Origin of the sequence: uncultured Croceicoccus sp., from assembly GCF_947496385.1 — a bacterium.
Classification (GTDB): domain Bacteria; phylum Pseudomonadota; class Alphaproteobacteria; order Sphingomonadales; family Sphingomonadaceae; genus Croceicoccus.
Window position 1 is genome coordinate 112,640 of the sequence record NZ_CANMCP010000007.1, and the last position, 15,499, is coordinate 128,138.

14 protein-coding genes and 1 pseudogene are annotated in these 15,499 nt (G+C 59.0%); 13 read left to right on the forward strand and 2 right to left on the reverse strand.

From position 1 onward, the window contains the following. The first annotated feature begins 81 nt into the window (after nucleotides 1-81). The 13 genes and pseudogenes from Q0897_RS12135 to Q0897_RS12195 all read left to right on the forward strand — a co-directional run. Nucleotides 82-1,254, forward strand: coding sequence for an alpha/beta hydrolase (locus tag Q0897_RS12135; protein ID WP_299309709.1), 1,173 nt, complete (start codon nucleotides 82-84; stop codon nucleotides 1,252-1,254). Between the two features lie 59 nt (nucleotides 1,255-1,313). Next, nucleotides 1,314-2,087 carry an SDR family oxidoreductase gene (locus Q0897_RS12140; RefSeq protein ID WP_299309710.1) on the forward strand — a complete coding sequence of 258 codons (774 nt, stop codon included), beginning with the start codon at nucleotides 1,314-1,316 and terminating at the stop codon, nucleotides 2,085-2,087. A 123-nt stretch (nucleotides 2,088-2,210) separates the two neighbouring features. Beyond that, nucleotides 2,211-3,509, forward strand: coding sequence for a cytochrome P450 (locus Q0897_RS12145; protein ID WP_299309711.1), 1,299 nt, complete (start codon nucleotides 2,211-2,213; stop codon nucleotides 3,507-3,509). Then, a complete protein-coding gene (locus Q0897_RS12150; RefSeq protein ID WP_299309712.1) occupies nucleotides 3,506-3,838 on the forward strand; it encodes a non-heme iron oxygenase ferredoxin subunit in 333 nt (110 codons plus the stop codon). Before Q0897_RS12145 ends, Q0897_RS12150 begins: the two co-directional genes overlap by 4 nt. Before the next feature lie 43 nt (nucleotides 3,839-3,881). Beyond that, a complete protein-coding gene (locus Q0897_RS12155; RefSeq protein WP_299309713.1) occupies nucleotides 3,882-5,594 on the forward strand; it encodes a flavodoxin domain-containing protein in 1,713 nt (570 codons plus the stop codon). 81 nt (nucleotides 5,595-5,675) lie between these two features. Next, nucleotides 5,676-6,524 (forward strand): TauD/TfdA family dioxygenase, encoded by an 849-nt coding sequence (locus tag Q0897_RS12160; RefSeq protein WP_299309714.1) that lies wholly within the window; start codon nucleotides 5,676-5,678, stop codon nucleotides 6,522-6,524. 34 nt (nucleotides 6,525-6,558) lie between these two features. Then, a complete protein-coding gene (locus tag Q0897_RS12165; protein ID WP_299309715.1) occupies nucleotides 6,559-7,326 on the forward strand; it encodes a glucose 1-dehydrogenase in 768 nt (255 codons plus the stop codon). Nucleotides 7,327-7,364: 38 nt separating this feature from the next. Further along, the gene (locus tag Q0897_RS12170; protein WP_010237091.1) at nucleotides 7,365-8,228 is read left to right on the forward strand and encodes an enoyl-CoA hydratase/isomerase family protein; all 864 of its coding nucleotides are present in this window, start codon (nucleotides 7,365-7,367) and stop codon (nucleotides 8,226-8,228) included. Nucleotides 8,229-8,294: 66 nt separating this feature from the next. Continuing rightward, nucleotides 8,295-9,185 carry an enoyl-CoA hydratase gene (locus tag Q0897_RS12175; protein ID WP_299309716.1) on the forward strand — a complete coding sequence of 297 codons (891 nt, stop codon included), beginning with the start codon at nucleotides 8,295-8,297 and terminating at the stop codon, nucleotides 9,183-9,185. Nucleotides 9,186-9,201: 16 nt separating this feature from the next. Next, the gene (locus Q0897_RS12180; protein WP_082379174.1) at nucleotides 9,202-10,704 is read left to right on the forward strand and encodes an AMP-binding protein; all 1,503 of its coding nucleotides are present in this window, start codon (nucleotides 9,202-9,204) and stop codon (nucleotides 10,702-10,704) included. A 40-nt stretch (nucleotides 10,705-10,744) separates the two neighbouring features. Continuing rightward, nucleotides 10,745-12,388 carry a GMC family oxidoreductase N-terminal domain-containing protein gene (locus Q0897_RS12185; protein ID WP_299309717.1) on the forward strand — a complete coding sequence of 548 codons (1,644 nt, stop codon included), beginning with the start codon at nucleotides 10,745-10,747 and terminating at the stop codon, nucleotides 12,386-12,388. A 15-nt stretch (nucleotides 12,389-12,403) separates the two neighbouring features. After that, on the forward strand, nucleotides 12,404-13,216 hold the full coding sequence (locus tag Q0897_RS12190) for an enoyl-CoA hydratase-related protein (protein ID WP_299309718.1): 813 nt from the start codon (nucleotides 12,404-12,406) through the stop codon (nucleotides 13,214-13,216). Between the two features lie 48 nt (nucleotides 13,217-13,264). Further along, nucleotides 13,265-14,004: pseudogene (locus Q0897_RS12195) on the forward strand (SDR family oxidoreductase); the annotation flags it as partial. A gap of 11 nt (nucleotides 14,005-14,015) precedes the next feature. Here the strand turns inward: Q0897_RS12195 and Q0897_RS12200 are convergent. Further along, nucleotides 14,016-14,654 (reverse strand): 3-oxoacid CoA-transferase subunit B, encoded by a 639-nt coding sequence (locus tag Q0897_RS12200; RefSeq protein WP_299309719.1) that lies wholly within the window; start codon nucleotides 14,652-14,654, stop codon nucleotides 14,016-14,018. Beyond that, on the reverse strand, nucleotides 14,654-15,361 hold the full coding sequence (locus Q0897_RS12205) for a CoA transferase subunit A (RefSeq protein ID WP_299309747.1): 708 nt from the start codon (nucleotides 15,359-15,361) through the stop codon (nucleotides 14,654-14,656). Before Q0897_RS12205 ends, Q0897_RS12200 begins: the two co-directional genes overlap by 1 nt. Nucleotides 15,362-15,499: the final 138 nt, after the last annotated feature.

Genomic DNA, 15,499 nt, shown 5'->3' on the forward strand with positions numbered 1-15,499 from the left:
TTCGGTAAAGCATAGACTTTAAGAGGTTAACGGGCAAGTTTCGCGCTGACCCTGCCTCAAAGTGTGAGGGGATAAACCGAAATGCCGCAGCGCTTCAAACTGGAATTCGAATGGCTTCATCTCGCCTATGACGAGAGCCAGGCATTCACCGAAACATATGGCTTTGCTGGAAACCAAGGCGCGGTGAACGTCGAAGGAATTTTGATTCGACCACGCAACCAGCCGAGCAACACGCTGCAGGTCTACATGCATCCCGCTTCGACCCTGCAATTGCTTCCGGTTCCGCGCGAAGCTGCGCATCGCGGCGCGCACGTCCTTTGTGCAGGCAGCCGTTATGCAAGGAACGATACCGCCTGCATTCTCGAAAAGGTATTGCTCGATCTGGGCGCGTATATCCGGCACGCCAAGGAAGTGCTTGGCTACAAGCATGTGGTGCTCGTCGGATGGAGCGGTGGTGGTTCCCTCTCGTTGTTCTATCAGTCTCAGGCCGAAAATCCTTCGATCACGGCGACGCCTGCCGGGGATCCCATAGACCTCGCAGGGGCGCGGCTGATTCCGGCTGATGGAGTAGTTTTCCAGGCGGCACACAGTTCCCGCGCCCAACTCCTGCTCGATGTCATAGACCCTTCCGTCATCGATGAAGACGATCCTGATACGCGGGACCCGTCGCTCGACATCTACGGCGGCCTGGTAAACCCGCCATTCGACACCGCTTTCATAGAGCGCTACCGAGCAGCGCAATTGGCGCGCGTGCGCAAGATCACGGCCAACGTGAAGGACACGCTCGAACGACTTCGCGCTGCGGGAGGAAAAGAGAAAGAGCGTGGGTTCGTCACGCACAGGACCCTTGCAGACCCCCGGTTCCTCGATCCTGCGCTCGACCCCAATGATCGCCCGGTCGGCTGGTGCTATCTGGGCGATCCCGAAACGGTGAATTCCGGTCCCGTTGGGCTCGCACGCTTCTCGACCCTTCGCAGCTGGCTGTCGCAATGGTCTATCGACGACACCAATGCCGATGGGATCAAATGCGCGGCGCAGATATCCGCTCCGTTGCTGCTGATCGAAAACACGGCTGACGATGCAGTGCCAAGCTATCACTGCCCGGCTGTTTTTGAGGCCGCCAGCAGCGCGGACAAGCAGTACCACCGGATCGATGGTGCCACTCATTATTATGTCGGCCAGCCAGAACATTTGAGCAGAGCCATAGACCTTACCGAGGGCTGGTTGGCCGACCGACGACTCCTGGGGCGGTGAGTTGCGCTGTGAGTGCACCAGGTCCGAGCACGACGAATTTGGCAAAGGAACCGACAAAGATGCGCTTCGACGGAAAAACTGTAATGATCACGGGTGCCGGCAGCGGGATCGGCCAAGAGGCGGCTGCCGCATTCATTGCCGAAGGTGCGACTGTGGCGGGGATAGACTTGTCCGAAGGCGGGTTGACCTCAACCGGCAATATGCTGGGAGATGGTGAGCGTAGGTTTCATCCCATCATCGCGGATGTTGGCGATGAGAACTCGGTTCGTTCAGCCGTCAAGGAAGCTCATTCCATCAACGGCCGCCTCGACGTAGCCTTCAACAATGCTGGGATCACCCAGTCTTCTAGCCTAGCCGCGGACATCCCCGTGGACGAATTCGAACGGGTTTTGCGGATCAACGTGATGGGCGTGTGGCTTTGCATGCGTGAGCAGATTCAGTTGATGCTGCAGCAGGATTCCGGCGGCGCGATCGTCAATACCGCATCGTTTCTCAGCGTTCATTCGATGGCGATGCAAACCGCATACGTGGCCAGCAAGGCGGCTGTTCTGGGAATGTCCAAGAACGCTGCCATCGAGTATGCCGAGCAGAATATTCGCATCAACTGTGTGGCTCCAGGTGGGACACCCACGGGCATGATGAAGCAGAGCCTCTCCGGTCTCGATGCCGATGCGGAGGTTGCCGCGCGTCAGGCGATTGCGGACATGCACCCGATGAAGCGGCTTGCGACGACGCGTGACATCGCGAATGCCGTCATTTTCCTGTCGTCGCCGGATGCAGCCTTCGTGACTGGTATCTTCCTGCCGGTCGACGGAGGATGGTCGGCGCTCTGACGAGCTTTGAGGCGGTCCCCACTATCGGTGACATACGAAGGTCGGACCAGCTTCTATGTTTAGTCCAACACATGGTGAGGCATCGCCCTGGCGACTGTTCCTTACAGGCAGAGGAGAACTTAAATGGCATCCGATTCATCGGCGCAAGCCGGACAATGCCCTTTTTCGCGCGTCGAAATTGAAAAGCTCGATGTTCTGCAGAAGGTGTTGCGTTCCAAGGCCGTCGAAGAAGATGCAAACGTCTCCGCAGACAATTACCTCCACCCGGACGAATTGGGGGCCATCAACGTCAAGGCGTTTCAGGAGGGTAACCTTGCCATGAGCAAGGGCGATGCACACCGCAAGCGTCGCCGGCTCCTTAACCAACTTGTGCGGCCGGAGCAGCTCGTACATTACCGCGAGGAAATCATCCTTCCGGCAGTCCAGCGCTGGATGGGGCGCAAGGCAGAAGAAAATGCCGATGGCACCTTCAGCATCGATTTGGCGGGCGTAGTCGAGCTCATCTTCCTCGAATTTGCGGCCAAGATCATCGGCATCCAGGGCGTCGAGTCCGAGGAAGGCATGGCGCGTTTGCGCGGTTGTGCGCTGCCCATCTTCGGTGGCCTGAGCGCGGCCCATTTCGAAAATCGCGAAGAAGTGACCAATGCCGGACTCGAAGCACGGAAGGTATTCGTAGAGGAATTCTACAAGCCGTCACTCGAGTTTGCGAAGAGCCAGCTGGCACGGGTCGAAGCCGGAGATCTGTCTGAAGACGAGGTGCCGCTCAATCTGCTGCACATGATCGCAACCGAAGCAGTCGAGGATTATGCCGACGAAGAAACCGGGGTCAAGGAAGCCATCCTGTTTTTCGTCGCGACCACGGGTACGAGTGCGCAGGCCGTTATGTCGACGGTCGACTATCTCATCGGCTGGTTCGAGGAACATCCCGAGGATCGCCAGCGTATCGAAGACATGGAATTCGTTTCCAATGCGCTCCAGGAAACGCTGCGTTTGCGCGCACCATTTATTCCCTATCTTACGCGGCTCGCAGTTGACGATGTCGATGCCGACGAAGTCGATATCAAGGCTGGCGACGAAATCCATGCCTATATTGCGCGTGCGGGGCGGGATTCGAACGTGTTCGGGAATGACTCGAACCAGTTCAATCCGGACCGGGCAATTCCCGAGGGCATCAATCGCTATGGTCTCGCCTTCGCCACTGGCCCGCATCAATGCCTGGGTCTGCGTACCGTGCTCGGCAACGACGGCAAGAGCGGCAGCCATTTGCGCATGGTTCAGGGCCTGTTCCGCGCGGGTATCCGGCGCGATCCCGATCAGCAGATCCGGACGCTGCCTCTCAAGCATTCGGATGATCCACGTGACCAGATCCCGACATTCGTTTCTTTCCCGGTGATCCTGGACAATTGGAGTAAAGTGGCATGAGCAGGGTTGAAGTACTCAAGGCAAGCGATCTGCCGGTTGGCGAAATGACCAAGATCGAGGCGGCAGGCCGGACGATCTGCGTCGCCCACCTGGAAGAGCACGGGTTCCGCGCGATCGACGATCGCTGCACGCACGAAGATGAATCGCTCAGTGAAGGTTATCTTTGCGACGAGAGCGTGGAATGCCCCATGCACAGTTCCCGCTTCAGCTTTCTCACTGGCGAAGTCACCGGCGTGCCGGCCTGGATTCCGGTCCGGACCTATCCGGTCGAGGTCGAAGGTGACAGCGTTTTCCTTATCGTCGAAGAATCGAAAGAAGCGTCGGCATGAATTCCGCGCCCGCCTTTCCCGCGCTTGAATCGATGGGGTCGCGATGCTGACGGCCGATCGATCAATCGTGGCTGACGGGCGGGATGTCTGGTCTGCTGATGCAGGCGCACAAACCCTTGTCGAGGAAGCTGTGACGGTGACTGTGACCGAGCGACCGAAACTGGTAACGATCCTCTACGCGACCGAGACCGGAGCGAGCGAGGACGTGGCAGGTGCGCTCTCGCGCGAAGCCGAGGCCGCCGACCTCACAGCCACTTGTCAGGATGTCGCCGATTTCGATCTGGGAGATCTCGGCGAACTCGATGTGCTGCTGTTCGTGACAAGCACGACGGGCGAGGGGGAAGTGCCTTATACCGCGGAGGAATTCTTCGAGACGGTCGAAAGCGACGATTGTCCCGATCTGTCGGGCCTGCGCTATTCGGTTCTCGCCCTGGGAGATTCCACATACGAACAATATTGCGAGGCTGGCAAGCGGCTCGACCGCGCGCTGGCTACGGCAGGTGCTGTACGTATCCAGGACCGCGTCGACTGTGATGTCGATTACGAGGATACAGCCGCGCAATGGCGTGGTTCTGTCCTGGCCAAACTCATCGGCGAGGAAGCTGCAAAGCCTGCCGCAGAAGCGGAAATCGCAGGATCGGTCGAGCGATCGCCGCGGTACGAACCGCTTACCGCGCGCGTGACGGAAAACCGGATACTGACAGCGCCGGGATCCACCAAGGCCACCCGGCATATCGCGCTTGAGTTCATGGACGAACCTCCTGTCTATGCACCGGGCGACGCGCTTGGATTGATCGCGCATAATGATGATGGCGTTGTCGATGCTCTGTTGAAGGCCTTGTCCTTCGATCCGGCAACACAGGTGCCATCGAACGGGCGAATGATTTCGGTCGCCAGTACGCTGGCTGAATCCTATGAAATCTGTGCGTTGACGCCGCGCTTCATCGAAGGGTGGTCAAAGCTGGCCTCTTCGACTGAGCTGGAAGCGCTGCAATCGGACGATCAGGCGCGGATCGCGTTCATGCATGCCCATCATGTGATCGACGTGGTCCGCCAGTACCCTGCAAAAGGTGTAAGTGCAGAAGAGTTCATTTCGCTTCTCCGGCCGCTACAGCCGAGGCTTTATTCGATCGCGTCAAGCCAGCGCGTTACTGCCCGAGAGGTCCACCTGACGGTTGCACCGGTCGAGTACGAACTGCACGGTGAAGCGCGGCGCGGCGTCGCGACAGGGCAGCTTGCCCTGCGCGCACCCGTCGGCTCGCAGGTTCAAGTATACATTCAGCCCAACGAGCATTTTCGGCTTCCTGTACCAACGACACCGATTATCATGATCGGCCCCGGCACCGGGATCGCACCCTTCAGGGGTTTCCTGCAGGAACGATCCTGCGAGACGAGTCGCGGCAAGGCCTGGCTGCTGTTTGGTGAGCGGAACCGGGAATTCGACTTTCTCTATCGTGAGGAACTCGAAGGATATCTTTCGGATGGCATTCTGACGCGTCTGGACACGGCATTTTCGCGCGATGGAAGCGAGAAGGTCTACGTGCAGCATCGTATCGCGGAGCACGCCGACGATATCGTGGCCTGGATCGATGCGGGTGCCCACATCTACATCTGTGGCGATGCCGGTATGGCGAACGACGTCCACGATGCCCTTGTCCAGGCAATTTCACGAAACAAGCAGCTGGACGTTGGCGGTGCCGAGAACATCCTCAACACCATGCGCCGAGCAAAGCGATACCAACGCGATGTCTACTGAAACTTTCATGCCTTCGGCCAGGCCGCTCGTGGCGCAGAGCTGTCCGACCTGTCGAGAACAAAATGCGCAAGGAGTAGAACGATGCCAACAACCTCATCGGTAAAGGTCGACCCAATCAAGCCGTTTGGTGTCGAAGTCGAACTCGATCTCAACGACCCTTCGAACGACGAGACGGTCGCTGAACTGTTCAAGGAGCATGGGTTTCTCGTTTTTCGCGAGCAGGAGCTCAGCCAGGACGAACAGAAGCGCGTGATGGCCCGCCTCGGCCCGTTGCTCGAGGATTTCACGACCGTCGGCTATGTTTCAAATACCCGGAAAGATGGATTGCTGGGCGATTCCGAAGTCTCTTTCCATTCCGACTTCATCTACACTCCGGTCCCGCTTCTCGGCATTTCTTTGCATGGAATCGAAGTGCCGTATGAAGAGACCTGGACCCGGTTTGCCAGTGGCAAGCTGGCACTGGAATCGCTGTCGCCGAAAACCCGCGACCGGCTGCGCGATCTCAAGGGACTGAACCTTTTTTCCTCCAGCGAGGAAGGGCTGACCGGCCGTCAGCGGATCGAGGGTTATCCTGAAAACGCGCCTCGTGCCGAGCATGACATCATCCACGTCGATCCGATCACGGGCTGGGAAGTGCTCTATGCAACGCAGCAGAACACCGCGCTGATCGTTGGTCTTAGCGAAGCGGAAAGCGAAGAGCTCATCGGTGAACTTCACGAGCATCTCTACAATGACGACAATATCTATGAGCACCGTTGGCGCAATGGCGACCTGGTGATCTGGTCGAACCAGGCATTCCATCACGCGCGCGGTGGCCTTGTTCCAGGCAAGACGCGGACATTGCAACGCGTTTGCATCACCAACGGTCAGTCGAGTGATTACCGGCCACCGATCCCCGATGACCGTCTCCCGGAACACATGCGCAAATAATCCCGGAAGGAAGCCACGGGACGGGAGAGAGTAATTGAAAAATATCGATTTTGCCGGTCGTGTCGCCCTCGTCACGGGGGGCGGCAGCGGCATCGGACGGGCTACGGCACTTGGGTTTGCCGAATGCGGTGCACGTGTGGCTATCCTTGATCATGACGCGGTCATGGCTGAGGAGGCGGCCCAACTCATCGTCGAAGGCGGAGGCGAGGCTCTGGTCCTGAAAACCGACGTGAGCGACGAAGAGTCGGTGGCGAATGCCATAGCAACCGTTGTCGAGAAATATGGGCGTCTTGATGCCGCGCATAACAACGCCGGCATTTCTCCCGACACAGGCAGCACGGTCGATTGCACACGTGAACTCTGGGATCGGATATTTGCGGTCAATACGACCGGCGTCTGGCTGTGTATGAAATATGAGATTCAGGCGATGCTGAACTCGGGCGGGGGTGCAATCGTCAATACCGGCTCGGTCTCTTCGCTACGTGCCGCTCCCTATATTTCTGCCTATGTCGCCAGCAAGCATGCGCTGGTCGGCCTCACAAAGGTGACTGCGCTCGAATATGCCGAGCAGGGCATCCGGGTGAACCTCGTCTGTCCCGGCGTCGTCCGGACTCCGATGCTGGAAAAGAAGGCCGACGAGGGTTTTTTCAGTATCGACGAATATGTGCAGGGCTCGGTCCCCATGAAGCGGGCGGGGGCATCGAACGAGATTGCCTCGGCCGTCGTCTGGGCCTGCTCCGAGCAAGCATCCTACCTCACCGGCGCCACCCTGTCGGTGGACGGGGGAATGGTCATCGCCTGATTGGCACCCAGCTTTTTTGAACACGAACGGAGATTACAATGGCAACGCGCCCGGAATATTTCGATAAATACGAGACCCTGAAGTTCGACAGAACTGATGACGGGGTACTGACTGTGCGCTGGCACAGCAATGATGGTCCCGTACTGTACGGCGCGCAGCATCACCAGGAATGGGCGCCTGCCTTCACGGATATCGGCAATGACCGCGGCAATCGCGTTGTCGTCTTCACAGGCACTGGCGATGTCTTCATCGACCGTCATGGTGAATGGGGCGCCCCGATCACGACACCGCGCGATTTCGACGTTCCGTCTTGGGGCGAGAAGATGATGTTCCGCCGGATGTTCGAGATCGAGGCGCCGATCATCTGTGCCTGCAATGGACCGGCGCTGATCCACGGTGAGCTGATGGTCCTAGGAGATATCAATCTCGCTTCGACAACAGCCCGTTTTGCCGACGAAGGACATTTTACTGCAGGTGAAGTCCCCGGCGATGGCGTTCATATTCTTTGGCAGGAGCTAATCGGCATCAACCGCGCGAAATACTTCCTTATGACGGGGCAGCACATCGATGCTCAGGAGGCTCTTCAGCTTGGCGTAGTCAACGAAGTGCTCGAACCCGACCAGTTGATGCCGCGCGCCATGGAGCTCGCGCATCAGATGGCAACCTATGATGACCTGACGTTGCGATATACGCGCCAGTGCTTTGTCGATCGCTGGAAACAGTTGTTCAATGACCAGGTTGGGGTCGGATACGGCATGGCCCTGCAGGCGCTCGCTCACCTCGATCGCGGCTGGATGGTCTGGGACAAAAGCAACGAAGAAAGCGATCACTACAAGACTCTGCGCCGCCTTTATCCGAAGGATCGCGCCGAAGCAGGTGAAGGCCGCGAAGCCAATTCGTGAGCCGACCAAGGGGCCGGCGCATCTCCTCTCCCTTGCGCCGGCCTCTCATTTTTTGCGAGGATGCCAATGTCGAACACTGCCAGCAGATCTTTTGAAACAATCCTTCTCGAGCATCCGGCGGACGCTGTAGCGAGGATTGTCCTCAATCGGCCCGAGGCGCGCAACGCGCAAAGTTCGACTATGTTGTACGAGTTGAACGATGCGTTCGATCTGTGTGCGCGCGATGACGCAATTAAGGTAATTATTCTTGCGGCGCGTGGGCCTCATTTTTCGGCCGGTCACGACCTGGACATGGATGCCTTCATGGCCGGCATGGAGCAATGGGATCCGGTTGGTACCTGGTGCGGTTTCGGCTGCGGCGGTGCGGAAGGCAGAATGGGCATCGAGAAAGAGATGTTTCTCGGCCTGTCCGAACGTTGGCGCAACATTCCGAAGGTGACAATCGCACAGGTTCAAGGGAAAGCCATTTCCGGTGGCCTCATGCTCATCTGGCCGTGCGACCTCATCGTCGCGTCAGACGATGCGATGTTCGCAGACAACACTGCTGCGATAGGAATTGCGGGAGCTGAATTCTTTCAGCATCCTTGGGAGCTTGGCATTCGTAAAGCGAAGGAGATGCTCTTTACGAGCGACTACATAGATGCCAGTGAGGCGCACCGACTGGGCATGGTCAACCACGTCGTGCCCCTTGAGGAGTTGGAGGCATCCACACTCGATCTGGCACGGAAGATTTCGCTTAAGCCTTCCTTTGCGCTCAAGCTTCTGAAGGAAGCGGTAAATGCGGCGCAGGATGCGCAAGGTCGCGTGTCTGCGATGAACACCAGCTTCGCGCTTCACCAACTCAGCCACTCGCACAACGAACAGGTTTTCGGTCTGCCGATCGACCCGACCGGACTGCCGCCGGCGGTTCGCGAAAAGTTCAAACGCAACGATGACCGCAAGCAGGACGCATCGTGAACGTCTTGATTATTGATTGGAGGGCCTGCGCGTGGCGTTGATTATGCTCGCAGAAATTCCCGCTCGCGGCGCTGCAAAGCATGGCCGCGACGCATGGGCAATTCGGCATGGGGACGATGTCATTACCTGGGGTGAGCTAGCGGCTCGCTCGCTTCGCCGCGCTCACGCTCTGCGAGAACGCGGATTAGGGGTTGGCGATCTGGTGACGCTTGCCTTGCCCAATGGCTCGCATATCTATGAGTGGTTGTTCGCACTCTGGCGCATTGGCGCGACACCGCACGTCGTTTCCTATCGGCTACCCGAAGCCGAATTGCGAGCGATCATCGAAGTTGCCAAGCCCGCCATGGTCGTAGCAAGCGATCCTCATCTGCAGAGTTCGCTCGGGGCATTCGCCGCCGACTTGGGTAGCGATTGCGATGATCTTTCGCCCTTGGAGCCAGTGCTCGCCGACAATTGGAAGGCGATGTCGTCCGGAGGGTCGACGGGGCGCCCGAAGATTATCGTGTCGCCTGGTCCGAATGCTTTCGATGACGAGAAGAAGCCGCCCCTGCGATTTCCGTCCGAGGGACCAATCCTCGCCACAGGGCCAATCTATCACAACATGCCGATGACAACGAACCTTCAGGCCTTGTTCGAAGGTCATCCGGTTATCGGCATGGAGCGTTTCGATCCCGAAGAGGCGCTTCGTCTCATCGACGAGCACTCGATAGCCTGGACCAGCTTCGTTCCTACCATGATGATGCGCATTTCGCGCCTCCCGGAAGCGGTCAGGTCGAAGTACGATGTGTCCTCGCTTAAGACCGTCTGGCACTGGGCCGCGCCGATGCCGCCCGAGCTCAAGCAGGAGTGGATCGACTGGTTGGGCCCGGAAACGATCTGGGAGCTCTATGGCGGCACCGAAGGGATCGTGACGGCAATCCTCAACGGAACGGAATGGCTCGAGCATCGCGGGTCCGTAGGCCGAGCTGTCGGCAGCGAAATAAAGATCGTCGACGACGAGGGTACCGAAGTGCCGCAGGGCGAGATCGGCGAGATTTTCGCGCTGCCTGCAAGCGGAGCCGGGTCCACTTACAGTTATATCGGGGCGGAGCGGAGGACTATTGCCGGAGGCTTTGAAACGATTGGTGACTTCGGATGGATGGACGATGAGGGCTATCTCTACATTGCCGATCGCCGCACCGATATGATCGTGTCAGGCGGGGCCAATGTCTTTCCCGCGGAAGTCGAAGGGGCGCTCATGGCGCACCCGGCTGTAGCTGAAGCTGTCGTGATCGGCCTGCCCGATTCCGACTTGGGCGCACGGGTACATGCGATCGTGCAGGTGGTCGAGGATCTCGAAGCACACGGGCTCGACGAACCCGATAGTGAAACGCTGGTTGCTTTCCTGAGAGAGAGGATTGTGACCTACAAAATCCCTCGAAGTTTCGAATTCACCCGTCAGCGACTGCGCGACGACGCGGGCAAGGTACGCCGACAGCAATTGCGCGAAGATCGACTAACACAGGTCGCAGTCTCCTGATGGCTTCCGAAGCGAGACAAAAGACCAAGGAGCATTCGACATGAGCCAGGACGCCGTTTTTCAGGCTGACTTCGTGATTGTAGGCGGAGGAAGTGCGGGGGCAGTTCTTGCCAACCGCCTGAGCGAGGATGGTCGGACGCGAGTTCTGCTTCTCGAAGCGGGCGGGAACACCAGCTCCCTGATCGTGCAGATCCCCGCAGGAGTCGTTCAGTTGATCGGCAACAAGCGATATGACTGGACCTATGCGCAGTCGCCCGATCCGACCATCGAGGGGCGCAAGTTCGCTTGGTCCGGAGGCAAGGGCCTTGGTGGAGGCAGCGCCATCAACGGAATGGTTTATGTCCGTGGCACCCGGCGCGATTATGACCGTTGGGAGGAGCTAGGGGCGAAGGGCTGGGGATTTGCGGACGTCTTTCCCTACTTCCTCAGATCGGAAGGCTGGGCTGGGGAGCCCAACCAGGCGCATGGATCGAACGGCCCTCAATCGACCTCACCGATGCGCGATGGATACCATCTACTTACCCATACCTTCCTTGAGGCCTGCAACCAGGCCGGCATGTCGACACTCGACGAATATCAGGACGGTAATCTTGACGGGGTGTTTCTCACGCACGGCTCTCAACGGGACGGGTGGCGGTGCAGCACGGAAAAGGCCTACCTCCGCCCAGCAAAAGGGCGCGCCAATCTGACCGTCCTGACGGGTGCAGAGGCTCGCAAGGTCCTGTTCGACGGGCGCCGGGCCGTGGGCATTTCGTTCGTGAAGGACGGCCAGACTATGAAGGCCAAGGCTTCCCGCGAAGTGATCCTTTCTGCAGGAGCAATGGGCACTCCCGGTTTGCTGATGCGCTCGGGCATCGGTCCTGCCAATCATCTGTCGGATCTGGGGATTCACGTAATCGCCGATCGAGACGGTGTCGGCGCGAACCTGCAGGAGCATCCAGGTGTCGGGCAAAACAAGTTCATCAACCGACATTCGCTTAACAGCCGTATGAGGCCCTGGCACGTGGCCGGATATGCCTTGCGCTACCTGCTGAACCGTACAGGACCCCTGTCTACGCCAGCCGTACCGGCGATGGGGTTAATTAGAACCGATCCCGATCTGGACGAACCCGATGTGCAGGTGCATTTCATGCCGCTCGGATACGATGCGGACCCGAACGCCGAGGCATGGGATTCCAGCGGGTTGCCGAAGGAAAAGATCGTAACGCTCTATGCGTCGGTATGTCATCCCAAAAGTCGGGGGCGAGTGTTTCTCGGGGAAAATGGCGAGCCGAGAGTGGAACATCAATTCTTCGGCGACCCCGAAGACATGAAAACCCTTGTCGCGGGCTGCCGTTTTGTCGACCGGCTTTATCAAACGAAAGCCATGCAGGAGATCGTCGTCGCAGATCGAAATCCCAATCCGGTCCCCTCGAGTGACGACGAATGGGCGAGCTTTATCCGCAAGCATGTCGCACCTGGCTATCACGCGGTTGGTTCATGCCGCATGGGCGAAGATGATAACGCAGTGGTCGGTCCTGACCTGATGGTCAAAGGCTTCACGGGCATTCGCATCGCCGATGCTTCGATCATGCCGGCCATCACCAGCACAAACACCAATGCGACGGCCATCATGATCGGGGAAAAGGCAGCCGACATCATCAAGGGTGCCGATGCGTCGATTGCGAACAGTCGCGCAGCATAGGAAGGCGAGCCATTCATGAGTGACACTGCATCCCCGCCCATCGTGACGACAATCGAAGACGGGGTGGGAAAGATCACGCTCGCCGCGCCAGACAAAGGCAATCCCCTCAGCATCGAACTGGCCAACGGGCTGCTGGATGCCGTGCAGTCATTCGCCGAAGACGCTTCGGTTCGCTGCGTTCTCCTGACGGGCTCCGGCCGTTTCTTCTGCGTCGGTGGCGATATTTCGGCCATGGTGGCGGCCGGAGACAAGGTGGGCCAGGTCATCGAAGCCCTCACCACGTCACTGCATGCTGCAGTCCAGACCCTGCTTGAAATGGACAAGCCCCTCGTCACGGCCGTGAATGGCCCCGTGGCCGGGGGAGGGCTGGGGCTGGCGCTGTGCGGCGACATCGTGCTCTGCGGGCCCAAAGCGCATTTCTCGATGGCCTATACAGGGATCGGCTTCTCGCCCGATGGCGGATCGACCTGGATTCTGCCAAGGCTGGTCGGTCTCCGGCTCGCGCAGGAAATGGCGCTGACAAACCGCAGATTGTCTTGCGGGGAGGCGGCAGCATTGGGTCTCGTCACGCGGGTTGTTGACGGCGAGGATCCCAATCTGCAGGCCGAAGCCGCGAAAGTCGCCGCCGAACTGGCGCGCGGACCGGTCGGAGCATATGCTGCGACCCGCAGACTGCTCCTCGACAGCCATCTCGCCGACCCGGTGAGCCAGATGCAGCGTGAAGCGGCAAGCGTGAAGGCGCAGGCGACCGGGCCGGAGGGGCGGGAAGGGCTCGCAGCTTTCGTGGAGAAGCGACCCGCAGACTTTTCGCTCCGCCAAGGCGCATGAATGGCTGACCTTTCTGCCCCTTGCGATTTGAGCGGGCAAACTGCTCTGGTGACTGGCGCGGCCGGTGGCGTGGGGGCCGAGATCGCGTTGTGCCTTGAGCGTGCAGGGGCCCGCGTGTTCGCCACCGATCTGGACAGCGCCCGTCTCGCCGAGGTGAGAGCTGACCGTTGTGCCGCATGGGATATCCGCGCTCTCGATGTGTCAAACATCGAGGATGTCGGCAGCGTCGTCGGTTCCGTTTGCGAGGAAGCAGGCCAGATCGATATCCTCGTGAACTGCGCTGGCATCTATCGCATGCAGTTTCTGCCCGAAATTACCGAACGGAATGGGACAGGCTGTTCGCCGTCAATGTGAAAGGCGCTGCGTTCGTGACGCAAGCGGTAGCGCGATCCATGACCGCAGCAGGCGGCGGGGGAGCAATTGTCAATGTTGCCTCTGCCGCAGGTCGACGTGCGTCGGCAGGGTCGATTGCCTATTCGGCCAGCAAGTCTGCGGTGATCAGGCTAACCCAGGGATGTGCAACCGAGCTGGCGGCAAGCCGCATCCGGGTGAATGCTATTGCCCCCGGCGCTGTCGAAACGGAGATGTGGGACCAGGTTCAACGGGACTACGAAGGCAGGATTCCTGCTGACGGACCGACGGTGAAGGAGATGCAGATCGCCATGACCCCCATGGGCCGTATCTGGACTGCGCAGGACTGCGCGCGTGCCGTGCTGTTTCTTGCCAGTGACCAGAGCGCATTCGTGACCGGTCAGACCCTCAACGTCGATGGCGGGCTATGGATGAATTAGGCCGCCGGTCAGGCGATGAAGCTGGCTTCCGTCTTTGATCGCAATTCTTCCAGTGCCACTCCCGGTGCAAGCTCGAGCAGGTGGAACAGTTCAGCACCGCGGCCTTTGCGCTCGAACACGGCATGGTCGGTGATGAGCATATCCACCACGTCAGCGCCTGTGAGCGGCAGTTCGCAGGCCCTGCGAAACTTTGCCGTGCCATCCTTCGCAAGGTGATCCATCAGGACAATGATCCGGTCGACGCCTGCGACCAGATCCATCGCTCCGCCCATGCCTTTGACCATCTTGCCGGGAATGCTCCAGTTTGCCAGATCACCATTCTCGGCCACTTCGAGAGCGCCCAGGATGGACAGGTCGACATGCCCACCACGAATAAGGGCGAAACTTTCTGCTGAGTTCATGAAGGAAGCGCCGGGCAGGGCGGTAACGGTCTGCTTTCCCGCATTGATGAGGTCGGCATCGACCTCTTGTTCGTTGGGGAAGGGGCCGACACCGAGCATCCCGTTCTCCGACTGAAATGTAACCTCGATCGCCGGATCGATGAAAGTGGGCACCAGCGTGGGAACGCCGATTCCGAGGTTAACGTAGTCACCATCGCTCAGCTCACGCGCCGCGCGTTCGGCCATCTGCTCTCTGGTCCAGCCCATTATTCCGCTCCCGCCCTGATCGTACGCTGCTCGATCGGCTTTTCGAACGATTGCCCGGTAAGGATCCGATCAACATAGATACCGGGCGTGTGGACGTGATCGGGGTCAATCGCGCCAACCTCGACCAGCTCCTCCACCTCTACCACAGTGATTTTTGCTGCAGTCGCGGCAATCGGATTGAAGTTGCGCGCTGTCTTGCGGAACAAGAGGTTGCCCTTGCGGTCGGCCTTCCATGCCTTCACCAGCGCCAGGTCCGCGAAAAGCCCGGTCTCCATCAGGTAGCGTTCGCCTTTAAAGTCACGCTCTTCCTTGCCTTCTGCCACTGACGTTCCGACGCCGGTCTTGGTATAAAAAGCGGGGATGCCGGCGCCGCCAGCGCGAATGCGTTCGGCGAGAGTTCCTTGCGGATTGAACTCCAGCTCAAGCTCCCCCGCAAGATATTGCCGCGCAAATTCCTTGTTTTCGCCGACATATGAGCTGATCATCTTGCGTATCTGGCGCGTCTGAAGCAGCAAACCGAGGCCGAATTCGTCGACACCGGCATTGTTTGAAATGACCGTCAGATCGCGAACATTGCTGTCACGCAGCGCTTCGATGAGATTTTCGGGAATTCCGCAGAGGCCAAACCCTCCGGCAACGATGGTCATCCCATCAAATAGCAAGCCATCCAGCGCGCCAGCGGCGCTCGTCAAGATCTGAGGCAAAATGTGGTCCTCTCACCATAGGTCGTTGCCAGGACACTAATGCGGTTTCCTTCGCAGCTCTGTCCCTTCAGGACGGGACGAGGCACGGTCCCCCCCTAGGGGGATGGCGAAAGTGGGTGCCTGGCTTCAGAACAGTCGACA